Annotated in this window: 22 protein-coding genes; 18 read left to right on the forward strand and 4 right to left on the reverse strand. The window is 49.5% G+C overall.

The window, feature by feature from the left end; genetic code table 11:
• The first annotated feature begins 48 nt into the window (after positions 1-48).
• From trpB to bamC, 17 genes are all read left to right on the forward strand, one after another.
• Positions 49-1,317 (forward strand): tryptophan synthase subunit beta, encoded by a 1,269-nt coding sequence (trpB, locus tag AC3WQT_RS05965; protein ID WP_492702872.1) that lies wholly within the window; start codon positions 49-51, stop codon positions 1,315-1,317.
• A 124-nt stretch (positions 1,318-1,441) separates the two neighbouring features.
• The gene (gene trpA, locus AC3WQT_RS05970; protein ID WP_492702873.1) at positions 1,442-2,239 is read left to right on the forward strand and encodes a tryptophan synthase subunit alpha; all 798 of its coding nucleotides are present in this window, start codon (positions 1,442-1,444) and stop codon (positions 2,237-2,239) included.
• An 85-nt stretch (positions 2,240-2,324) separates the two neighbouring features.
• Positions 2,325-3,200: an acetyl-CoA carboxylase, carboxyltransferase subunit beta gene (accD, locus tag AC3WQT_RS05975; RefSeq protein ID WP_492702874.1), complete on the forward strand. Its 876-nt coding sequence runs from the start codon at positions 2,325-2,327 to the stop codon at positions 3,198-3,200.
• A 55-nt stretch (positions 3,201-3,255) separates the two neighbouring features.
• On the forward strand, positions 3,256-4,545 hold the full coding sequence (gene folC, locus AC3WQT_RS05980) for a bifunctional tetrahydrofolate synthase/dihydrofolate synthase (protein WP_492702875.1): 1,290 nt from the start codon (positions 3,256-3,258) through the stop codon (positions 4,543-4,545).
• Between the two features lie 71 nt (positions 4,546-4,616).
• The gene (locus tag AC3WQT_RS05985) at positions 4,617-5,654 is read left to right on the forward strand and encodes an SPOR domain-containing protein (protein WP_492702876.1); all 1,038 of its coding nucleotides are present in this window, start codon (positions 4,617-4,619) and stop codon (positions 5,652-5,654) included.
• A 20-nt stretch (positions 5,655-5,674) separates the two neighbouring features.
• Positions 5,675-6,163, forward strand: coding sequence for a CvpA family protein (locus AC3WQT_RS05990; protein ID WP_492702877.1), 489 nt, complete (start codon positions 5,675-5,677; stop codon positions 6,161-6,163).
• A 22-nt stretch (positions 6,164-6,185) separates the two neighbouring features.
• Positions 6,186-7,706: an amidophosphoribosyltransferase gene (gene purF / locus AC3WQT_RS05995; RefSeq protein WP_492702878.1), complete on the forward strand. Its 1,521-nt coding sequence runs from the start codon at positions 6,186-6,188 to the stop codon at positions 7,704-7,706.
• Between the two features lie 226 nt (positions 7,707-7,932).
• Positions 7,933-8,880 carry an ABC transporter ATP-binding protein gene (locus tag AC3WQT_RS06000; protein ID WP_492702879.1) on the forward strand — a complete coding sequence of 316 codons (948 nt, stop codon included), beginning with the start codon at positions 7,933-7,935 and terminating at the stop codon, positions 8,878-8,880.
• Positions 8,881-8,942: 62 nt separating this feature from the next.
• Positions 8,943-10,250 (forward strand): ABC transporter permease, encoded by a 1,308-nt coding sequence (locus tag AC3WQT_RS06005; protein ID WP_492702880.1) that lies wholly within the window; start codon positions 8,943-8,945, stop codon positions 10,248-10,250.
• A 178-nt stretch (positions 10,251-10,428) separates the two neighbouring features.
• On the forward strand, positions 10,429-12,708 hold the full coding sequence (locus AC3WQT_RS06010) for a TonB-dependent receptor plug domain-containing protein (protein ID WP_492702881.1): 2,280 nt from the start codon (positions 10,429-10,431) through the stop codon (positions 12,706-12,708).
• 157 nt (positions 12,709-12,865) lie between these two features.
• The gene (locus AC3WQT_RS06015) at positions 12,866-13,720 is read left to right on the forward strand and encodes a 3',5'-nucleoside bisphosphate phosphatase (protein WP_492702882.1); all 855 of its coding nucleotides are present in this window, start codon (positions 12,866-12,868) and stop codon (positions 13,718-13,720) included.
• A gap of 63 nt (positions 13,721-13,783) precedes the next feature.
• Positions 13,784-14,659, forward strand: a complete 876-nt coding sequence (htpX, locus tag AC3WQT_RS06020) for a protease HtpX (protein WP_492702883.1) — start codon at positions 13,784-13,786, stop codon at positions 14,657-14,659.
• 50 nt (positions 14,660-14,709) lie between these two features.
• Entirely contained in the window at positions 14,710-15,333 is a 624-nt protein-coding gene (locus AC3WQT_RS06025; protein ID WP_492702884.1) for an L-threonylcarbamoyladenylate synthase, read from the forward strand.
• An 81-nt stretch (positions 15,334-15,414) separates the two neighbouring features.
• On the forward strand, positions 15,415-16,074 hold the full coding sequence (locus AC3WQT_RS06030) for a site-2 protease family protein (RefSeq protein WP_492702885.1): 660 nt from the start codon (positions 15,415-15,417) through the stop codon (positions 16,072-16,074).
• Positions 16,075-16,139: 65 nt separating this feature from the next.
• Positions 16,140-16,736 (forward strand): class I SAM-dependent methyltransferase, encoded by a 597-nt coding sequence (locus AC3WQT_RS06035; protein ID WP_492702886.1) that lies wholly within the window; start codon positions 16,140-16,142, stop codon positions 16,734-16,736.
• Between the two features lie 99 nt (positions 16,737-16,835).
• On the forward strand, positions 16,836-17,720 hold the full coding sequence (dapA, locus tag AC3WQT_RS06040) for a 4-hydroxy-tetrahydrodipicolinate synthase (RefSeq protein WP_492702887.1): 885 nt from the start codon (positions 16,836-16,838) through the stop codon (positions 17,718-17,720).
• 76 nt (positions 17,721-17,796) lie between these two features.
• Positions 17,797-18,960, forward strand: a complete 1,164-nt coding sequence (gene bamC / locus AC3WQT_RS06045; RefSeq protein WP_492702888.1) for an NlpB/DapX family lipoprotein — start codon at positions 17,797-17,799, stop codon at positions 18,958-18,960.
• Positions 18,961-19,065: 105 nt separating this feature from the next.
• On the opposite strand, the gene AC3WQT_RS06050 is transcribed toward bamC, so the two are convergent.
• A complete protein-coding gene (locus tag AC3WQT_RS06050; protein WP_492702889.1) occupies positions 19,066-19,494 on the reverse strand; it encodes a DUF1841 family protein in 429 nt (142 codons plus the stop codon).
• 110 nt (positions 19,495-19,604) lie between these two features.
• On the opposite strand from AC3WQT_RS06050, the gene AC3WQT_RS06055 reads away from it, so the two are divergent.
• On the forward strand, positions 19,605-20,186 hold the full coding sequence (locus tag AC3WQT_RS06055) for a malonic semialdehyde reductase (RefSeq protein ID WP_492702890.1): 582 nt from the start codon (positions 19,605-19,607) through the stop codon (positions 20,184-20,186).
• A 98-nt stretch (positions 20,187-20,284) separates the two neighbouring features.
• Here AC3WQT_RS06055 and nth read toward each other — a convergent pair whose 3' ends face one another.
• The 3 genes from nth to AC3WQT_RS06070 form a co-directional block, all read right to left on the reverse strand.
• Entirely contained in the window at positions 20,285-20,932 is a 648-nt protein-coding gene (gene nth, locus AC3WQT_RS06060) for an endonuclease III (protein ID WP_492702891.1), read from the reverse strand.
• Entirely contained in the window at positions 20,929-21,627 is a 699-nt protein-coding gene (gene rsxB, locus AC3WQT_RS06065; protein ID WP_492702892.1) for an electron transport complex subunit RsxB, read from the reverse strand. Before rsxB ends, nth begins: the two co-directional genes overlap by 4 nt.
• Before the next feature lie 125 nt (positions 21,628-21,752).
• Positions 21,753-22,988 (reverse strand): polyhydroxyalkanoate depolymerase, encoded by a 1,236-nt coding sequence (locus tag AC3WQT_RS06070; RefSeq protein WP_492702893.1) that lies wholly within the window; start codon positions 22,986-22,988, stop codon positions 21,753-21,755.
• Positions 22,989-23,513: the final 525 nt, after the last annotated feature.

A 23,513-nucleotide genomic window follows, 5' to 3' on the forward strand; every position in this document is an offset into this window, starting at 1 on the left:
GGGTGTCTCCCCGGTGCCTCGCTTTCAAGCCAGTTTGAAGGAAAGAAAATGAAAGAACTCCAGTCTTTGGATGCTCAGTTTGAGCGTCAGTCTATCGCCGGTCAGGCAATTTACCAGTCAGCCCAATATCACTTACCCGATTCACGCGGGCATTTTGGTCAGTTCGGTGGCACTTTTGTGTCGGAAACGCTGACTCATGCTTTGACTGAACTTAAAGAAGCCTATGCCAAGTTCCAGCACGATGCTGAATTTCTGGAAGAGTTTCGCAATGAATTAAAATACTTTGTCGGTCGCCCATCGCCTGTGTATCACGCCAAACGCTGGTCTGATCTGATGGGTGGGGCGCAAATCTATTTCAAGCGTGAAGACTTGAATCATACCGGTGCTCACAAGATCAATAATGTCATCGGCCAGGCTTTGCTGGCCAAGCGCATGGGCAAGCCACGTGTGATTGCTGAAACAGGTGCCGGTCAGCATGGCGTTGCTACTGCCACCATCTGCGCCCGTTTTGGACTCGAATGCGTGGTCTACATGGGGTCGGAAGACGTCAAGCGCCAGGCGCAAAATGTGTATCGCATGAAGTTGCTGGGAGCTACCGTAGTGCCGGTGGAATCTGGTTCCAAGACATTGAAAGATGCACTCAATGAAGCCATGCGTGACTGGGTGGCGAATGTCGACAATACTTTTTACATCATAGGCACGGTGGCTGGGCCACATCCTTACCCTATGATGGTCAGGGACTTTCAGTCTGTCATCGGTGAGGAATGCTTATGGCAGATGCCTGAGCAAACCGGACGTCAGCCAGACCATGTCGTGGCTTGCGTAGGCGGTGGCTCGAATGCCATGGGTATTTTTTATCCTTACATAGATCATCAGCAAGTAAGGCTCATCGGTGTTGAGGCTGCAGGCGAGGGCCTGGACAGCGGCAAGCATTCTGCTTCGCTAACAGCAGGCTCACCTGGCGTACTGCATGGTAACCGTACTTATTTGTTGCAGGATGAGAATGGCCAGGTCATAGAAACCCATTCTGTCTCAGCGGGTCTGGATTACCCGGGCGTAGGCCCTGAGCACGCATGGTTGAAGGAAAGTGGCCGTGCGCAGTACGTGACGATTACCGATGATGAGGCGCTCAAGGCTTTTCATGATTGCTGTCGCATTGAAGGCATTATCCCTGCGCTGGAGTCCAGTCACGCTCTTGCTTATGCCGCCAAGCTCGCAGCGACTTTGCCTAAGGACAGAATCGTCCTGGCAAATCTGTCTGGCCGTGGCGACAAGGATATGCATACTGTGGCAGAGCGGGCAGGGTTGAAGTTCTGATTCGCCAATGCGCAATGACATACAGGCACATCCATAGAGAGATGCTGCCTGTATGTTTTTCCTATCAAGAATTTAGATTGATGCCATCACATTGTTGATAGCGCATCAAATGAGGACCGACAAGATGTCAAGAATTCAAAATACTATGGTTGCTTTGGCGGCCAGTAATAAAAAAGGTTTGATCCCTTTCATCACCGCAGGTGATCCTGCGCCTGAATTAACTGTGCCTTTGATGCATGCCCTGGTCGAAGGTGGAGCCGATATTATCGAGCTGGGCGTACCATTTTCTGACCCCATGGCAGATGGCCCCGTCATTCAACGCGCTTCTGAAAGAGCCCTGCAATTTGGAGTTGGCTTGCGGGATGTATTACAATTCGTCCGCGAATTCCGGCAAAGTAATCAAAAGACACCAGTTGTGCTCATGGGGTATGCCAACCCTATAGAGCGCATGGGCCAGGATGCATTCATTGCCAAGGCAGCTGAAGTTGGGGTGGATGGCGTGCTGGTAGTGGATTACCCGCCGGAAGAATGTGAAGAATTTGCAAGTAAAATGCAGCAACAGGGTATGGATACCATTTTCTTGCTGGCACCGACATCGACTGATGAGCGTATTGCGCAAGTTGGTAAAATTGCCAGTGGTTATGTCTATTATGTGTCACTGAAGGGTGTTACCGGTTCTGGTGCATTGGATCTGGATGCGGTTGCCACGATGATCCCGCGTATCAGGAAGCATGTCAAAATCCCGGTAGGCGTGGGCTTTGGCATACGTGACGGGGCGACGGCAAGAGCCATTTCCACAGTGTCGGATGCAGTGGTAATAGGCTCGCGCATCATTCAGGAACTGGAAAATACCCCGCGTGAAAACGCTGTTGCTGCAGTGAAAAGCTTTATTTCTGGTGTCAGACAGGCTTTGGACGAGTAAAATACGCGCCTGACTGGTTCTTTTACCAGAATGAACCTGATGCCAGGTTGTTAAAAAAACAGCCTGGCGGCCATAAGGAGAAAACATGAGTTGGTTAGAAAAACTGTTACCACCGCGCATACAACGCTCGGAATCTGCAAATCGTAAGTCGATTCCTGAAGGTTTGTGGGTCAAGTGTCCCTCTTGCGAAGCGGTGCTTTACCGTTCTGATCTGGAAGCCAATATCCATGTTTGCCCCAAATGCAGCCATCATTTGCGCATAGGTGCACGTGAACGCCTGGATGCCTTGCTCGATGCAGGTGGCCGTTATGAAATCGGCCAGGAAGTCTTGCCTATCGATACACTGAAATTCAAAGACAGCAAAAAATACCCCGATCGTCTGAAAGATGCATTGGAAACTACCGGTGAAACCGACGCCCTGATTGTCATGGGTGGTTCCATCATGGCGGTGCCTGTCGTTGCTGCTTGTTTTGAATTCGAGTTCATGGGCGGTTCCATGGGTTCTGTTGTTGGCGAACGGTTCGTGCGTGGCGCGCAAGCTGCGCTGGAGCAAAAAGTACCTTTCATTTGCTTTACTGCTACCGGTGGCGCACGTATGCAAGAGGGCTTGTTGTCCCTGATGCAGATGGCAAAAACCACGTCCATGCTGACTAAATTATCTGAAAAGAAACTGCCTTTCATTTCGGTGCTGACTGACCCAACCATGGGTGGTGTATCTGCTTCTTTCGCCTTCCTGGGTGATGTGGTGATTGCCGAGCCCAAGGCTTTGATCGGCTTTGCTGGTCCGCGCGTGATTGAAAATACTGTGCGTGAAAAATTGCCAGAAGGCTTCCAGCGTTCTGAATTCCTGCTGCAAAAAGGCGCAATTGACATGATTGTTGACCGTCGCAAGATGCGTGAAGAGATTGCGCGTTTGCTGGCCTTGTTGCAAAACCAGCCTGCTGAAGCTGTCTCCTCCTGATTTATAATGAATATCCAATAAGCCCGAAGCATTTTGTTCGGGCTTTTTTTATCTTATGACAAATTTACCTGCCACCCTGGCTGACTGGCTGGCCGTACTTGAAACCCGTCATTCCAAAGAAATTGATATGGGTCTGGATCGTGTTGCTGCGGTCAAAAACAAACTGTCCATTCACTATGATTGCCCCGTCATCATGGTGGCGGGCACGAATGGCAAGGGTTCTACCTGTGCCATGCTGGAAGCGGTGTTAATGCAAGCCGGTTACCGTGTTGGTTTGTATAGCAAGCCACATTTCCTCGACTTCAATGAGCGCGCCCGCATTAATGGCGAGATGGTGAAGGATGATGTTTTCATTTCTAGCTTCAATGCCGTTGAAGAGGCGCGTGGCGATATTTCGCTGACCTATTTTGAATTTACTACCCTGGCAATCTGCAAATTGCTGGCTGATGCCAAGCTTGATGTGGTTATCCTCGAAGTTGGCCTCGGTGGTCGTCTGGATGCCGTGAATGTTATTGATGCCGATGTCTCCATTGTTACCAGCATTGATATCGATCACGTAGATTACCTGGGCGATACCCGCGAAAAGATAGGCTTTGAAAAAGCCGGCATCTTCCGTCCGGGTAAGGCAGCTATTTGTGGTGATCCTTTGCCGCCTCAATCCTTGATTGATCACGCGCAAGCCATAGGTGCTGATTTGTGGCTGTTTGGCCGTGATTTCAATTATAACGGTGATAAACAGCAATGGAATTTTGCTGGCCGCAGCCAGCGCCGCAATTCTCTTGGTTACCCCAGTCTGCGAGGAGCCAACCAGCTCCTGAATGCGTCTGCTGTACTGGCCGCGCTGGAAGCCTTGAAACTTGAACTGCCGGTGGGCGCGCAAGAAGTGCGTACCGGCCTGGTGATGGTGGATCTGCCCGGCCGTTTCCAGGTCATGCCAGGTCGCCCTACCGTGGTGCTGGATGTGGCACATAATCCGCACGCAGCCGCTACCCTGGCGCAAAATCTCGATAATATGGGTTTTCATGCCTATACCTATGCGGTATTTGGTTCCATGCTGGACAAGGATATTGATGGCGTCATTGCACAATTGAAAGATAAAGTGGACCACTGGTGCGTCTCGGCCTTGCCTTTGCCGCGAGCGGCCCCAGTTGAGGTCTTGAAAGACAAATTGGTCGCCGCTGGCGTGCTGGCAGATACAGAGAAAACCGTCACCAGTTTTGATACGCCAGAGCAGGCGTATGCGGCCGCCATCAGCAAGGCGGGCGAAAATGATAGAATAGTGGTCTTTGGATCCTTTCTGACGGTGGCAGGTGTGATGCGCGCCCGTCGTTCGGCACTCCATTGATGTTTTTTGCGAACTGGTTTGTTGACGATTATGTTGATAGACCAGTTGGCTAACCAACCAGAAATTTGCACATGGGTTTGCTCTCGCGTTTTACACAGAAGCAAGAAACTTCCGATACTCAGGATAGCGGTGAATTCCGTTCCCGCGCTGAAGAAGAGAGTATCGAAACTCGTTCCAGGACCAAAAAGGCCGAGCCCAGAAGGCGCTCCAAGGTCGACGATCCCATATTGCCAGAAAAAAAACGCGCCAGACGTCGTCTGATAGGTGCAGTTGCGCTGGCGCTGGCTGCCATCATCGGTCTGCCTATGATTCTTGATTCTGACCCTAAACCTTTGGCGGACGATATCAACATCCGTATTCCGTCCAAGGACAAAGCACCGGATATCAATGCCGATACCGTTGCACCAAAATCAAAAAAACAGGCGCCGGATGAGCCACCTGAAGAAATAATAGAAGTACCAGCTGCGCCAAAAAACAAAGTGGCAGCAACTGATGGTGCTGACAGGCAGGTCAAGCCGATGGCTACTGCGGGAGGTACTACGCTAGCCCAGACTGCACCAGCAACGGTCAAGCCAGTCAAGCCTGAAGTAAAAACAGAAACTAAACCTGTAGTAAAAACAGAAACCAAGCCTGAACCAAAAGTTGAGGTTAAACCAGCGCAAACTCCCGCCAAACCTGTGGAGAAGGATGTCGCGACGGCAAAAAATGAGGCTAAAGCTGAAGCCAAACCTGCTAAAAGTGAAGTAAAACCCGTCGTCGCCAAACCCGGCAACGCAGACGATGAGGCAGCGCGCGCGCTGGCCATATTGGAAGGCAAAGCGCCGCCAGTCGCCAAGCCTGTCGTCAGCAAACCTGAAACTGCAGACAAACCGACAGAAAAATCATCTTACACGGTGCAGGCTGGTGCGTTTTCCACGCAATCCAAAGTGGATGAAGTGCAGGCCAAGCTGAATGCCGCGAATATACGTTCATATACACAAAAGATCATCACCACGAATGGTGAAGTGACAAGAATCAGGGTAGGCCCCTTTGCTTCCAAAGAAGAGGCAGATAAAATGCGCGCCAAATTAAGCAAGCTGGGCCTGAGTGCCAGCCTGCCACCTAACTAAATGAGTAAGGAATATCTGGCGTGACATTGTTTGATTATCTCGTGCTGCTGATCCTGATCTGTTCCATCGTGATCAGCACCTTGCGCGGTTTAATTAAAGAAATTTTGTCACTCGTCAGCTGGGTGGTCGCATTTGTGGTTGCCAATGCCTATAGTGATGTATTGGCGACCTGGTTGCCATCCATGGTGCCTGGCCAGATGCTGCGCCTGATCGTTGCCTTTATCGCCCTGTTTATCGGTGTGCGCCTGTTGATGGCGCTGATCATGATGGCGGTTGATGCCATGATCAAGGCTAGTGGCCTGACATTGGCAGATCGTGGTTTGGGTGGTCTGTTTGGTCTGGCGCGTGGTTGCATACTGGTGCTGGCTGCCGTGCTGGTGTGCGGTATGACTTCCATACCGCAACAGCCATTCTGGACCCATGCGTGGCTTAGCCCCCTTGCAGAAACTGCAGCGCGCACGGTGATCCCGTTGTTGCCAGTCTCGGTTTCGGAGCATGTAAAGTTTTAATTGTTTTTTTTAGGAGTCCACCATGTGTGGCATCGTAGGCGTATTCTCAAATAATCCTGTCAATCAATTGATTTATGACGCGCTGCTGTTGTTGCAGCACCGCGGTCAGGACGCAGCTGGTATCGCGACAAATCATGGTAATAAGTTCGCCATGCATAAAGCGAATGGCCTGGTGCGCGACGTATTCCGTACCCGCAATATGCGTTCCCTGCCTGGGAATGTTGGTATCGGCCAGGTACGTTATCCAACTGCCGGTTCAACCAGTGAAGAAGAAGCGCAACCGTTTTATGTGAATGCACCATTTGGTATCGTGCTGGCACATAACGGTAACCTGACCAATGCAGTTGAGTTGAAAATAGAGTTGTTCAAGAATGACCGTCGTCATTTGAATACTGATTCTGACTCTGAAGTCTTGCTCAATATCCTCGCGCATCAGATACAGGAAGTCACCAGCGGCTATTCACTTGATCCTGAAGGTCTGTTTCGTGCCGTCGCCATGCTGCACAGGCGTGTGCGTGGTTCGTATGCCGTCGTTGCACAAATCTCTGGTTATGGCTTGCTGGCTTTCCGTGACCCGTTTGGTATCCGTCCTTTGTGTGTCGGTGTTTCACAAACCGAAAACGGCGCTGAATACATGATCGCCAGTGAATCAGTTGCGCTTGAAGGCCTGGGTTTCAAGTTCCTGCGTGACGTAGAGCCGGGCGAAGCCTTGTTCGTCGATATGGACGGCAAACTGCATACCCAACAATGTGCAGATAATCCTAGCCTGAATCCTTGCGCATTTGAATATGTGTATCTGGCCCGTCCTGATTCCATCATCGATGGCGCTTCGGTCTACTTGACTCGCCTGAAAATGGGTGAATATCTGGCCGAGAAAGTGCGCAATCAATTCCGCGATGGTGAAATTGATGTCGTCATGCCTATCCCTGATTCTTCCCGTCCATCGGCGATGGAGCTGGCGCAGAAACTGAATCTGGATTATCGCGAAGGCTTTATCAAGAACCGCTATATTGGCCGTACTTTTATGATGCCAGGCCAGGCTGTACGTCGTAAATCTGTACGCCAAAAGCTGAATGCTATCGGTTCTGAATTCAAGGGCAAGAGCGTCTTGCTGGTTGATGATTCCATCGTCCGCGGCACTACCAGTCGCGAAATCGTGCAAATGGCACGTGAATCTGGTGCCAGGCGCGTGATTTTTGCTTCTGCTGCACCACCAGTGCAATTCCCTAACGTGTATGGTATCGATATGCCTACCCGTAGTGAATTGATCGCCTATGGCCGTAGCGAAGAAGAAGTGTGCCGCGAAATCACTGCCGATGCCCTGGTGTACCAGGATGTGGCGGCGATGAAGCGTTCAATTTCCGATGTTAATCCCATGTTGAAAAACATAGAAGCTTCCTGCTTTGATGGTTTTTACATTACAGGCGACGTCACATCAGGCTATCTCGACAAGCTGGAAACAGCGCGCAATAGCCCACGTCCGGATACTGAAGACTTGCTGCGTTCGCAACTGAACCTGAATCTGGCAGATCGCGCTGACTGATGAATGAATAAGAGCTGGCTATAGAGCCAGTTGGTTGAGTGCAAAAGGCCTGTACGCTTAAAGTGTGCAGGCTTTTTTTGTGCATTTGGTATCATCTGTGGCCATATCTGTTGCAATCTCGCGCATAGCCAAGATTCTTGTTTGCTGAAAAAGCATTGTATGAATTACCATTGCTGACACTGGTTCTTCAAATTGTTCTCAATTGCTCTCCAATAAGGCAAATCCCATGGCTAGCATGCTGCTGGATGTACAGAATTTGACCAAATCTTATGGCGCACGCAAGGTAGTTGATAATGTGTCATTTTCTATTGAGCGTGGGCAAACCCTGGGGTTGCTGGGCCCAAATGGGGCAGGTAAGTCAACCACGGTCAGTATAATCTGCGGATTATTGCAGCCGGAACAGGGTAAGGTATTGCTGGACGGCCAGCCCATGGGCGCAGGCAATAATGCTGTCAAATTCAAAATTGGATTGGTGCCGCAAGATCTGGCGCTGTATGACGAATTGCCTGCAAGAGAAAATCTGAAGTTGTTTGGTGCCTTGTACGGACTCTCTGGCAGCAAATTGCAACAGCGCTGCGATGCGGTACTTGAGCTGGTTAACCTGACTGACAGGGCAAGTGACAAGCCTTCTACTTTTTCAGGTGGTATGAAGCGTCGCCTGAATATCGCCGCCGCACTTTTACACGATCCTGAATTATTGATCTTGGATGAACCTACTGTTGGTGTTGATCCACAAAGTCGCAATGCGATTTTTGACAGTCTGGATGTACTCAAGGCACAAGGCCGTACACTGATCTATACCAGTCATTATATGGAAGAGGTTGAGCGTCTGGCTGATCACATTGTCATTATTGACCATGGCAAAGTCATCGCCAATGAAACGCCGGCAGATTTATACCGTCGCCTGCCTGCAAAGGCAGCATTGCAACTGGATTTGGATGCACCAATCACTGAGGTAGATGTCGCTGCCCTGAGTGTTTTGCCAGGTGTGGATAGCGTGCACATGTCAGACCAGGGCAAGCATCTGGATGTGACATTGACAGAGCATGAGGTAGCGTTTGGCTTACTTGCCTGGTTGGCAAAAACCGGTTACAAAACCAATCATTTTGCGACCGCGAAGACCAATCTGGAAGCGGTATTTCTGACACTGACCGGGCGCAGTTTGCGCGACTGATTTTATTCTTGATTTACTCTTGAAACCCGATCCATACGCATGCGAAATACTGAGGAATAATAATGACTGCCTTGATCGCACTGATTAGAAAAGACCTGATTCTTTTTCTGGCTGATCGCCGTGCCTTATTGCTTAATCTGGTGATGCCCATCTTGCTGGGCGCGTTCTTTGGATTTGTCACTGGCGGCAGGGAGACGAAAGATGCAGCCAAGATAGAAATTGCAGTGGTCAGCCAGGATGACCATGTCATCAGTCAAAAAATACTCAAGGGTTTAAAAGACGAGCCCACTTTATCAGTCAAGGAATTGCCATTGGAGGAAGCCAGGACCCTGGTATTGAAGGGGAAGTTGAGTGTGGCTGTGCTGATACCTGAGAAATTTGGTGAGCGTGCTGGTGGCGCACTGTTTGGTGGCAGGGAAAAGCCAGAGCTGGACATTTTCTACGATCCTTCACAAACAGCTGTGCTGGCCATGGTCAAGGGCATGTTGACGCAACAAGTCATGCAAAGTGTCAGTGCTGAAATGTTTGGTGGCAAGACCGGAACGACCTTTATTGACCAATCTTTGCGAGACCTGGAAAAGATGGGGGATGCCAATAAAAATAAAGGGGAGTTGCTCGACTTGCTCGGTAGTGTGAAAAAATTTCAGCTTAGCCAGCAGTCGGATAAAGATGCAAGTGCAGCAAGTTCGTCTGCTTCTGCGGCAAACACAGGATTGAGCATGCCCTTCGTCACTAAAGATCAGGCCATGACAGCGGGTGATCCCGTCACCAATAAATACAATGGCTATGCGCATTCATTTGCTGGTATGAGTGTGCAATTTATTCTCTTCATGGCGATTGACGCTGGTATAGGCATACTCCTGGCCAGGCGGCTGGGATTGTGGAATCGATTATTGGCAGCACCTGTTGGCTTGAATACTGTGTTGATTGCCCGGGCGCTGTCATGTGCCTTGATTGCCTGCGGTCTCATGTGTTTTATTTTCCTGGCCGCTGTTTTTGTATTTAATGTGCATATAGCGGGAAGCTTGCCCGGATTCATAGGTGTCGTGATTTCTTTTTCACTGATGACGGCCAGCTTTGGTTTGCTGATTGCCGCCTTCGGGAAAACACCTGAAGCAGCGCGTGGTATTTCCGTATTCGCGACCTTGATCATGGTCATGCTCAGCGGTGCCTGGATGCCTTCTTTCATGTTTCCACAATGGTTGCAGAGCCTGACGTTGATCGTGCCTACACGCTGGGCCGTGGATGGCCTGGATGCCATGACCTGGCGCGGTCTGGGTTTGGAGGCCGCTTTGCCGGCAGTCGGTGTGCAACTGGCTTTTGCTGCTGTTTTCGGTGCAATTGCGCTATGGCGTTTCCGTAAGAATTGAATTAACCGTAACTCTTGTCTGGTATCACAAAGTAACCAATACGAGTCGCTGTTTCAATTCTATACAAATATGAACCAGTCTTTGCTGGTATTCAAGCTTGCTTAAAAATACAATCTCGACATGAGAACATGGGCTTAGCCTGTGTTCATGCAGTTTTGTATTTTCTTGTTTGAAGCCTATGTATCCAAAATTTAGATTGCGTACCCTGACACTGGCTGTTGCCAGTGTTTTCTCGGTCACCACGTTTGCTTATGCGCAGACGACTACTCCTGAGTCCCCTAAAACCACTGAAGAAAATACTCAGGACGCCAAGGTCAAAGCCAAAGCGGGTGATAAAAAAGCAGATGCGCCCGCTGTCAAAGACACTATACAGAAAGTTACCATCAGTGGTGGCCGCACTGACCAGGAAGAGCGCCGTCAATCTACTGCTGCCAAGATTATTTTTGGCAGAGAAGAGCTGGACAGGAATGGTGACAGCAGTCTTGGTGAGGTACTCAAACGTTTGCCAGGTGTGACCGTAGGCGGACGCCCCGGGCGTGGTGGTGATATACGCATGCGCGGCATGGGTAACGGTTATACCCAGATATTGCTAAATGGTGAAAGGGCGCCCCGTGGTTTTTCCATGGACAGCCTGACGCCAGATCAGGTTGAGCGCATAGAAATTATCCGGGGTACTGTTGCCGAATATAGTACCCAGGCCGTTGCAGGTACCATCAATATTGTCTTGCGCGAAGAATACAAGCAAAAAGATGTGGATTTGAAATTCTCCCTGGGCTATGAACAGGGCAGGCTGGCACCAAATATATCGCTGACTATGCCTGGCGAAATTGGTAGTTTGTCCTATGCCTTGAGTGGTTCGGTATTTCAGAATCGCCAGCATGATGATGGACGTACATTTACTTCTGAAAAAGATCCTGCTGGCAATGATGCTTTGATACAGAATCAACAGGATCAAACCAATCGCAAGACTACTGGCATACATTTAACGCCGCGCTTTAATTATAAATTTGAGAATGGCGACACCTTGACGATGCAGCCCTTCCTGATGAATTCGCGTAGCGATTCCAGCGGGCAGAGCGAGGTGGATCAGATATTCCGTTCGGCGACACTGATTGCTCCTTTGCCTTACGCATTGGCGACATCGTCCACTCATGCAGAAACAACTTTCCTGCGCGGTTTTGGCAACTGGCAGCATAAGTTTGAAGACAATTCCAAACTGAACATCAAGTTCGGTGGCGGTGCTGGCAAGATGGATAGTTCTTCACTGCGCTATCAGTTCGATAAAGACGGCAAGCAGGTTGATGTCATTAGCGATGTCAATAATACCCGTGATAGCAGCATCAATACTGGCGGTAAATTCACCATGCCTTATGGTGAAGGCCATACTCTGGCGGCAGGCTGGGATCTGGAGGCTGGCAAGCGTACACAGACGCGGGTATCACTGGATAATGGTTTGCCACAGTTTGCAGAATCTGGTGATAACCTCGATGCCAGTACCCGTCGCCTGGCCGTTTTTGCACAGGATGAATTTGATATCAGTCCGCAATTTTCTGCTTATGCAGGTTTGCGATGGGAAGGCATTAAAACCAGCAGTACGTCTGCGGGCAGAGTTATTGATAATAGCAGTAGCGTATGGAGCCCAGTGCTGCATGGTGTCTGGCGCATTCCTGGTGCGGGCAAGGACCAGGTCAGAGCCAGCCTGACGCAAAGTTATCGTGCGCCAGCATTGAATGACCTGATTGCTTTGCCCAGTATTTCAAATTTAAACAGCCCTACGCGCCCTGATCGTACCGGTAATCCATCCCTGAAACCGGAATTGTCCAAGGGTATTGATCTGGCTTTCGAGCATTATTTGACACGTGCAGGCATTGTCAGTGCCAATTTCTTTGTGCGTAATATTGATGACCTGATACGCAGGCGCACTGTGCTGACAAATACCAGCACTGGTTTGCGCTGGGTTTCATCGCCTGTCAATATTGGTCATGCAACTACCAAAGGCATAGAGCTGGAAGCGAAATTCCAGTTGCAGGAGTTCTTCCCGGATGGGCCCGCTATCGATGTACGCAGCAACTACAGTCGTTTTTGGTCCAGCGTGGATGATATTCAAGGGCCGAATAACCGTCTTGACCAGCAGCCAACACAAACTGCGAATTTTGGCCTGGATTATCGTCCTGCAGGTATCCCGCTGACAGTTGGGGGTAATATCAACTGGACGCCAGCTTACGTCATACAAAGCAGTGATACGCAAGTTAACACTACAGGCATTAAGCGCCAGCTGGATTTTTATGGTCTGTGGAAATTCAATCCAAACTTGCAGGTGCGCCTGTCTGCCAATAATCTGCGTGCCAATGATTATCTGACCAGCAGCGCCGTGACAACCGGTGGTATTAATCATATTGATTACAACACTTCCAAAACCTATACCACCTGGACTTTGCGGGTAGAAATGAAGCTTTAAGTGGGACAAGCAAGTATAGGATCGTGCAGTGCAGCACGATCCTGTCATGGGGAGTACAATGCTTGGGAAGGGCGGTGCATGTATAAGTAATTCCTGGCTAAAACAGGCAGTCTGGAAAAAATGAACACCGTCAGCCTGATTTTCCATAGTATTCATCATGTTATCTCCAGAATTAAATGCCGATCTGCATAGTCACTCCATCGTCTCTGATGGTGTGCTGGCTCCTGCGCAATTGGCCGAACGCGCCAAGGCGAATGGTGTAGACGTTTGGGCACTGACTGATCATGACGAAGTGCGCGGCATTCCGGAAGCGCGTGCGGCTGCCCTTGATCTGGGCATGGGATATATACCTGGCGTTGAAATTTCTATCACCTGGGCTGGCAAAACCATCCATATCGTCGGCCTGAATATCGATGAAACCAATCCTGATCTGGTCAATGGCCTGGCACAAACACGTTCGGGCCGTGAACGTCGTGCACGTGACATGGCGGCGGAGTTGTTAAGCAAGGCTGGAATAGCAAACAGTTATGAAGGTGCGCTCAAATACGTCGGCAACCCTGACCTCATTTCGCGCTCGCATTTTGCCCGTTATCTGGTCGAGATTGGTGCTTGCGCAACAGTATCAGATGTATTCAGGCATTATCTGGCTGACGGCAAGCCTGGTTTTGTGCCGCATCGCTGGGCAACGCTGGGTGAAGCTGTTGCCTGGATACGTGGCGCTGGTGGCGTGGCTGTAGTGGCGCATCCGGGGCGCTATGACCTGAGTCCGCTGGCATACGACGCCTTTTTTACCGAATTCAAAAATCTTGGCGGTCTGGCAATAGAAACCGTGACAGGCAGCCATACCGTAGATCAGTATGATGAGTACACCAGGATTGCTGCTCATTATGGCTTCTTGTCCTCACGTGGTTCTGACTTCCATTCCCCGCAAGATGCAGAGGTGGATATAGGTCGCTTGCCAGCCTTGCCTAAAATGGCTAAACCAGTGTGGGAGCAGTGGTCTCTGTCTTGAAATTGATGATCTAAGCCATATTTAACAGAGTATGAATCGTGTGATTTCCCGTGGGAGGTGTTCATGAAACGTATAGTCCTGTTTTTGCTGACAAATCTGGCGGTTATCGCCGTCATGTCTGTTGTACTGTCCGTGTTGGGCGTTAACCGGTATCTCACCGCGAATGGCCTGCAATTGTCGACACTGTTGGCATTTTCTCTGGTGGTTGGTTTTACTGGTGCTATTTTCTCCTTGCTGATCAGTAAGCCTATGGCAAAATGGTCAACGGGTGCCAGGGTCATTGAATCTCCGTCTACCTCTACTGAACTGTGGCTGGTCAATACTGTCAAAGCCTTGTCAGAGAGAGCCGGTATCGGCATGCCTGAGGTGGCGATATATAATGGTGAGGCAAATGCCTTTGCCACCGGTGCTTTTAAAAATTCAGCGCTGGTTGCTGTTTCTACCGGCTTGCTGGAAGGCATGACGCGGGAGGAGGTAGAAGCCGTACTCGGTCATGAAGTTGCGCATATCGCCAATGGCGACATGGTGACCATGACCTTGATACAGGGTGTGCTGAATACTTTTGTCGTTTTCCTGGCGCGAGTGGTAGGTTATGCTGTCGATAAAGCAGTATTTCGCAATGGTGATGACGACAGGCCGGGTATAGGCTATATGATCACGGTGTTCGTATGTGAAATCCTGTTCGGAATTGCTGCGTCGATGATCGTTGCCTGGTTTTCGCGTCAGCGTGAATTTCGTGCAGATGCCGGTTCGGCGAATTTACTTGGTAACCGCCAGCCCATGATGCATGCGCTGGCCAGGCTAGGTAGTTTGCAACCGGGCGAGTTACCAAAATCCATGGCGGCGTCCGGCATAAGTGATGCACCGGGCTGGAGTGCTTTGTTCTCTTCGCATCCGCCACTTGAACAACGTATTGCCGCACTACAGAACATGCGTTAATTTTAGTCATTATTATGCGGCGGTAGCTGAGCTACCGCCTTTATTCTTTTATGAGCCAATTTTTTCAAATTCATCCTGATAATCCGCAACTGAGATTGATCAAGCAGGCAGTGCAAATTATTGATAATGGTGGCATCGTTGCTTTGCCTACGGATTCTTGCTATGCGCTGGTTTGTCATCTGGACGATAAGGATGCAGTCACGCGCCTGCGTAAAATCCGTGGCGTTGATGAAAAGCATCATCTCACTTTGCTGTGCCGCGACCTGTCAGAAATTGCACTCTATGCCAAAGTTGACAATAGCCAGTACCGCATGTTGAAAGCCGCGACACCTGGGCCATATACTTTCATACTGGAAGCGACCAAGGAAGTGCCGCGTCGCCTTAGTCATCCTTCACGCAAGACTATAGGCTTGCGCGTGCCAGAAAACTCCATTACCCATGCCTTGCTGGAAGAGTTGAAGCAACCCTTGCTGGGCACAACACTGATCTTGCCTGAAGAAGAAGAGCCTTTGACTGATCCTGAACAGGTCAGGGACAGACTGGCAAAACTGGTTGACCTGGTCATTGATGGCGGGGCCTGTAGCCTGGTGCCGACGACCGTGATTGACATGACTGGTGGCGCCCCGGAACTGGTACGCCAGGGGCGTGGCGATATTGCTCTTTTTGGTCTTTAAGTTGCAAAGGACAAGTGACAAGCTTGTTCCGCAGCACTACGGATAAGATTTTTTTTCTTTGTAACCACTTAGAGCTGATTCATGAATGAACTAATACAAACCGTTCTGGTTTATGCACTGCCTGTCGTTTTCGCCATTACTCTTTATGAGGCTGCACGTGGTTATGCGGCACGCTATTTCGGCGATACAACGGCGCAGGCACAAGGACGCTTGAGTTTTAATCCCCTGGTGCATATTGATCCTATGGGAACGCTGGTCATTCCTGTCGTTCTTTATCTGGTGACCCAGGGCGCATTCCTGTTTGGCTACGCCAAGCCCATGCCTCTGAATTATTCCATGCTGCGCGATCCAAAAAAGAACTTGAAATGGATAGCGCTGTCTGGGCCAGCGGTTAATTTGCTGATGGGATTTGCATGGATGCTGTTGTCCATCGTACTTGTCGCTCTGGCTGTGGAAGAGCCTTTTTTTGCAAAAATGGCGCGTGCCGGCGTTGTGACTAACCTGGCCATGTTTGCTTTTCATTTATTGCCGATACCACCGCTTGCTGGCGGGCAGATTTTGCTGAGCCTGTTGCCTCATGCACAGGCCTACAAGTTTGCGAAGATAGAACCTTACTGTTTCTTTATTCTGATAGGTTTGGCATTGTTGCAGGTATTGCAGTACTGGATGATTCCTGTGATGACATTGGGCGGCTATGTTTTGCAGTTGCTGGCATCACCATTTATCGCGCTCTTGACTTGAATATTCAGTTTGCGCAAGTGCGTATGTTGGTCACGTGGTGTTTCTTGTTTTGAGAATTGGGGCAGATGATGCAAGTAAAATTGGCTGAGGCTGTCACTCACCAAAGTCCCAATCCTTCTTCATGGTTGCAGCGATTTCCTCATTTGCTGCAGGCGCAGAGCGGGGCGGTGCTGGATCTGGCTTGTGGTAGCGGTAGAAATAGTTTTTATTTACATTCATTAGCCTTGCCTGTTCATGGGTTGGACAGGGATGGGCAGGGGTTTCCTGCGCTGAATGATCTTGGCATCAAGACGCAACTCCATGATCTTGAGGCTGGTGATGCAGGCTACGATTGGCCTTTTGCCGATCATAGTTTCGCCGCTATCGTCGTCTGCAATTACCTGCACCGGCCATTATTTCCGCATTTGCTCGCCAGTCTGAAACCGGATGGTCTGCTGATTTATGAAACCTTCGCGGCCGGTAATGAAAATTTTGGTAAACCCTCTAATCCTGCTTTTTTATTGCGTCCGGGCGAACTTCTGGCGCAAATGCAGTCTAATCCCCAAGTGACTATGTCTGTCATTGCTTACGAAGATGGCTATGTCGGGCTACCAAAAGCTGCCATGGTGCAGCGTATTTGTGCCAGAAAAACTGAAAAAATCAGTGTTTTGGATAAGCTTTGAAGCAAATGCTCACAAGTTTAGAGGCTTATTCCAGCTATTTGCGCCCCGATTAGCAGCGTATCCGCTACAATCAGGGTTTTACTTTTTTCTTGCATTAACATGACAAAGATTCAGGGTAGTCTGGTTGCGATCGTAACCCCCATGCATGCAGATGGCAGTCTTGATTTGCCTTGTTTGCGCAAATTGATAGATTGGCATATCGCCGAAGGCACAGACGGTATCGTCATCGTAGGCACGACAGGTGAGTCTCCCACTGTTTCTGTTGAGGAACATTGCGAATTAATACGTGTAGCGGTCGAACATGCCAATAAACGCATCCCTATCATTGCCGGTTCCGGTGGTAATTCGACAGAAGAAGCAATCAACCTGACCAAGTTCGCCAAACAGGCTGGTGCCGATGCTTCTTTGCAAGTCGTTCCTTATTACAACCGTCCTACTCAGGAAGGCATGTATCAGCACTTCAAGAAGATTGCTGAGTCCGTTGATATCCCTATCATTTTGTACAATGTACCTGGCCGTACGGTTGCAGATATGTCGAATGAGACTATACTGCGCCTGGCACAAGTGCCTGGCATTATTGGTGTCAAGGATGCAACGGGTAACATTGCCAGAGGCACAGATTTGATACGTCTGGCTCCTGCTACTTTCGCTGTGTATTCAGGTGATGATGCAACTGCAGTGGCGCTGATGTTGTATGGTGGCAAGGGTAATATCTCGGTCACGGCCAACGTTGCTCCCAAAGCCATGCATGAATTGTGTGCAGCTGCCATGCGTGGTGATACCAAGGAAGCCATTGCCATCAATAACCGCATGATTCCTTTGCACAATAAATTGTTTATTGAGCCCAATCCGTTGCCAGTGAAATGGGCGATGGTGGAAATGGGTTTGATACCAAGCGGTATCCGTCTGCCTTTGGTGGCAATGGCTGAGCAATATCATGAAACCGTTCGCGCAGCGATGCGTGAGGCTGGTGTATTACAATGATTCCCCTGAACGGCTTGGAAACTTGCACGTTTGCTTCACGCAGTTTTAATTGATACTAATACGTAGGGACTTTCACATGGCAAAAAGCTTTGTTGCTAAAAACGGCATCATAGGCGCATTGGCGCTGGCAGGTTTGACTGGCTGTAGTTCAATCGGCAATATTCTCGAACCAAACCGGATCGACTATAGAAGCGCCAGTAAGGCAACGACCGCATCCCTTGAGGTGCCACCAGATTTGACGCAAATTCGACGCGATAGTCGTTTTTCCATCCCTGAAGCAAACAAAAGCAGTGCTACAGCCTCCAGCTATAACCTGGAAAGAGGAAATAAAGTCGCCAGCAATTCTGGTGTAGTCGCGCCCAAGCAAGTCCAGAACATGCGTATAGAACGCAATGGCAATGCCCGCTGGCTGGTAGTCAAAGACACACCTGAAGCCTTGTGGCCACAGTTGAAAGACTTTTGGCAAGAACTGGGTTTCCTGATCAATGTAGAAAATCAGGAAGCTGGCGTCATGGAAACCGATTGGGCAGAAAACCGCGCCAAAATCCCTCAGGATATTATCCGCAGTACTTTGGGCAAGGTGCTTGACTCTTTGTATTCGACAGGCGAGCGTGACAAATTCCGCACCCGTCTTGAGCGTGGCGCAAATGGCGAGGTAGAAATTTATATCAGCCATCGCGGTGCGCAAGAAGTACTGGTTGGTGCGCAAAAAGATGGTACGGTATGGACGCCACGTGCGGCTGACCCTGGCCTTGAAGCTGAGTTCCTGTCGCGCTTGATGGTGCGCCTGGGTACAGATGGTGAAAAAGCCAAGACTGCAGTGGCGACACCTAGCGCGCCAGGCAAGCCACACTCGCAATTGCTGAAGGTCGATGGCAAAACTTTTGTTGAAGTGGATGAGGCATTTGACCGTTCGTGGCGCAGGGTAGGTCTGGCACTGGACCGCATAGGCTTTACAGTGGAAGACCGTGACCGTTCCCAGGGCTTGTACTTTGTCCGTTATGTTGATCAGGACATTGATGCCAAGACCAAGGGGGCCAGCGAAGGCTTCTTCTCCCGCCTGTTCTCGTTCGGTTCATCCAGCGATGCAGCCAAGAATGCACAGAAATACCGCATCCTGGTCAAGAACACGACCACTGGCGAAACCAGCCAGGTATCTGTACATGGCAGCGATGGCAAGGTTGAATCCTCACCAGTGGCAGATAAAATCTTGCAACTCTTGAACGATCAACTGAAGTAATTGCTTGTCACACAAAAAAAGCGAGGCTCAGCCTCGCTTTTTTGCTTTGTGCCACCAGAAAATGTGTCTGCAAATCCTATTATTGTGCAACAGCTTAATTGCAGCTTAACTGCAGCGCATCTTCAGCGACTCGATATAAGCTTGCCCATCTGGCGGCAGCCCCGTCCTTTGTGAGTTCCAGATCATTTCCCCCAGGCATTCCATGATTTCATGGTGTGCCTCGTGCTCAGACTGATGTTTTCTGGCCAGTAGCTGAAATGCCTGTCTGATACCAGGCGGTTGGTCGACCGAGATTTGTTCGGCTATTGATAAGTGCATGGACAAATGCAAAAAAGGATTGGTTTGCCCCTGATCCACGCTGTAGTTCGCTTGCAGAGCCTGCTCGATGTCTGCCAGATCATGCTCATATTCAGGATGCTGTCTGATCCAGTCAGAGGCAATGATTTCTAGTGGCGTCAGTATCAGGTTTTCACGGGTTTTCCTGAGGGTTTCACAAAAAAAACGGCGTACATCGTGCTGGCTAGGGGTGAACATGAACAAGTCCAAATTAAAAAGTGCGCCTATTGTAAAAGGTATTTTCTTTTGCTGCCCTGAAGCTTTTGGCGACTTGGGTTATTATCCACCGATTATTTGAAAGGAAGCCCATGTTATCCAAAGATGCTCTCGACACCTTGTTTACCAATGCACGTACCCATAATGCCTGGCTGGACAAGCCAGTCTCTGATGCGCAATTGCAAGAAATATATGACTTGATGAAGTGGGGTTCCACTTCTGCCAATTGTTCACCGGCACGTATCGTGTTTGTCAGGTCGGATGCAGAAAAGCAAAAATTGCTGGGCTGTGTTTCCCAGGGTAACTTTGAAAAAACCAAAACTGCGCCAGTAACTGCCATCATAGGCATGGACATGGAATTTTTCGAAAAACTGCCACAGTTATTCCCGCATGCCGATGCCCGCTCATGGTTTGCTGGCAACCAGGCCAACATCGATGCGACGGCTTTCCGTAACTCGTCCCTGCAGGGGGCTTACTTCATGCTTGCCGCACGTGCAGTAGGGCTGGATTGCGGTCCTATGTCAGGTTTTGACGCAGACAAGCTCAATGCAGCATTTTTTGCCGGTACTACCGTCAAAGTTAACTTCATTTGCAACCTGGGTTATGGCGATGCGCAGCAACTGTTTCCACGTTCACCCCGTTTGAGTTTTGACGAGGCTTGCAAGATCGTCTGATCAACTTGTTCAGTATCTGAACATTGAGGTTAAAACAAGACGCGCCTGCAATTTTTTTGCAGGCGCTTTGTTTTTGTGTTGCTGTTTTCTTAGATTACTCAGACCGTTTCAGGCAGGGGTGTTTTTTGCTTGAATTCACACAGATCGGCAATCATGCAATTCCAGCACTTGGGTTTCCTGGCGATGCAAGTGTAACGGCCATGCAGTATCAGCCAGTGATGTGCATCCTGTTTGAATTCTTGAGGCACAAATTTCATTAATTTTTGTTCGACGATATCGACGTTTTTGCCAGGTGCAATGCCAGTGCGGTTCGATACGCGGAAAATATGCGTATCCACAGCGATGGTAGCTTCACCAAAGGCTGTATTCATGACGACATTGGCGGTTTTCCTGCCTACGCCCGGCAAGGCTTCCAGTGCCTCGCGCTGGCGCGGCACTTCACTGTTATGCTCAGTCATCAGGATGCGGCAAGTCTCAATGACATTCTTGGCCTTGGTACGGAACAGGCCTATGGTCTGTATGTAAGGGATCAGCCCGTCAACACCGAGAGCATGGATTTTCCTGGGCGTGTTGGCTACCGGATAAAGCAGGCGGGTAGCCTTGTTCACCGACACATCAGTGGCCTGTGCCGACAACAGGACAGCAATTAATAATTCAAATGGCGTTGTGTATTCCAGCTCAGTGGTTGGATGAGGGTTTTGTTGTCGCAGACGTTCAAAAATGGCCTGACGCTTTACTGCATTCATTCTTTATCACCTTCTGCTTTATCTTCGGATTGCGCTTGCAGTTTTTTAATGCGCGCTCTTTCTATGGCTGCTGCAATGATGGCTTTCTTGCGTTCTTTACTGGCGATTTCTTCGGCACTCATTGCAGGTTCAGTTTCCATTGCGATCAGCTTGGCCGCAGCCTTGGTAGCCAGGCGATCATCATTCTCCTGTTTTTCGCGTATCAGTCGCTGATTACGCAATGCATAAAGTTGGCGTGACTGATCTGCTTGTGCCTGACTCCAGGCATCCCAGCCAGTTTTACCTGTGGTGATGGGTAGCATGCTGATGCAATCGACAGGGCAAGGCGCAACGCAAAGATCGCAGCCGGTACATAGTTCACTGATGATGCTATGCATTTGTTTGGGTGCACCGATAATCGCATCGACCGGGCAGGCCTGTATGCATAGTGTGCAGCCTATGCAGTAAGCTTCTTCTATCTTTGCGACGGGTCTTTCGCGCTCAAGTCCATGGCCGATATCCAGTGGAATGACCGCTTTGCCCAGTATGCTGGCAAGACGTACTACACCCTCCTGACCACCTGGCGGGCATTGATTGTGGTTGGCTGTGCCATTGGCCATGGCTTCAGCGTAAGGGCGACAGGCAGGGTAGCCACATTTGGTGCATTGGGTTTGTGGCAGGGCATTTTCCAGCTGGTCTGCAAGAGAATCTGGCACGGTAATCACAAGAAACAATAGAGAGCCGTGATTATCCCCCTAAACATCAGAGGCTACAATCAGAGTCTGCAAATGAAAAGACCACGACGCTTTCAGGGTCGTGGTCTTTGCTTATGATCCGGGAATCAAGAATGTTCTTTAATGAATTCGCCGATTTTCGGGCAAATGATATCGCGCCAGCGACGGCCAGAGAAAATACCATAATGTCCTGCGCCGGGTGCGACATAATCCTGTTTCATAGTGGCAGGGATGCCGCTGCACAAATCATGGGCTGCCTGGGTTTGGCCCGGACCAGAAATATCATCAAGCTCACCCTCTACTGTGAACAGGGCAACGTTCTTGATATCTTGTGGCCTGACCAGCTTGCCTTCGACTTCCCAGGTGCCGGTCGGCAGGCGGAATTCCTGGAACACGGATTTAATGGTTTCCAGATAGTACTCGGCAGGCATATCCAGTACCGCATTGTACTCGTCATAGAATTTGCGATGCTGTTCAGCGGACTCATCGTCACCCTGTATCAGGTGCTGGTAGAAGTCCCAGTGACTTTGTGCATGGCGGTCCGGGTTCATCGCAACAAAGCCGGTATGTTGCAAGAAACCAGGGTAGACCTTGCGGCCATAGCCAGGGTAATTTGCTGGCACACTGTAGATCACGGTGTTCTCAAACCAGGAAAATTTCTTTTCCGTTGCCAGGTTATTCACCTGCGTTGGTGATTTACGCGGATCAATAGGGCCGCCCATGAGTGTCATGGTCTTAGGCAGCAGGGGATCTTTGGCCGTCGCCATCAGGGAAATCGCAGCCAATACCGGCACAGTCGGTTGACACACGGAAATCACGTGTGTACCGGCACCCAGATAATGGATAAAGTCCTGGACGTAATAAATATAGTCATGCAAATGGAAAGGGCCGGCAGACAGGGGCACCATGCGCGCATCAGTCCAGTCGGTGATATACACGTCGTGCTTGGGTAGCAAGCCGCGTACGGTATCACGCAGCAGGGTTGCGTGGTGACCAGAAAGAGGGGCAACCAGCAATACCTTAGGCTGGTTCAGCTTTGTCAGTTCTTTGTCACTCAAGACTTTCTTGAAGTGCAGCAGTTTGCAGAAAGGCTTGATCACCGCTGTACTTTGCGCAATCTCGACTTCTTGCTTGTCTATGGTGGTAGATGTAATACCGAATTCTGGTTTTTCATAGTCTTTGCCCAGTCGGAACAATAATTCATAGCCTGCAGCTATGCGCTGCGAATAAGGCGTGTGCGCCAAAGGCGAGACTGGATTGGTGAACAGTTTTGAAGATGCTTCCGCCCATTGAGTCAGGGGATTCAAAAAGGCGCGATTGAGCTCATGAAATTGATAAAGCATAGTGAATCTTTCAAATAGGGGGCCACGCATTCATCTGGCAAAAACAGGATAGCTAAGGCCAAATGACACAGGGCGAAACAAGCTTAGAAAAAACACTTAATCGAACTGTTGCAATGCATCATAAACCAGTTTTAAAAATTTTTGGCTGAGCAAAAGACTTGCGCAAGTTGTTGGTGTGAATTAATGTTAAATTATTGATTTATATGCAATGATTTCTTGTGGGAATGTTGAAATTTAAGTTATTTTTCATGAGTTGACCATTTCTGTCGCTGTTTCTTTGGCACTCCCAAAACTTAAAACCGGTTGATTTGCTTATTTATTCAGTTAAAAGACACAGTTTCTGGCTATGTTCATCCATAAGCAGGTCACTCGCATTAATATTGCAGTATGTATAGCGTCTGGTGAAATACAGAGCCTGGCAAAAAATGGGTATCAGACAGGTGCATGTATGCAGGCTGCCAGTAGAGATATAAAGGTCTTCAAATAGGTTTTCATAGGTTCAATTTGTTTTTTCATTGCATCATT

It is taken from the genome of Undibacterium sp. FW305-107 (assembly GCF_058788535.1).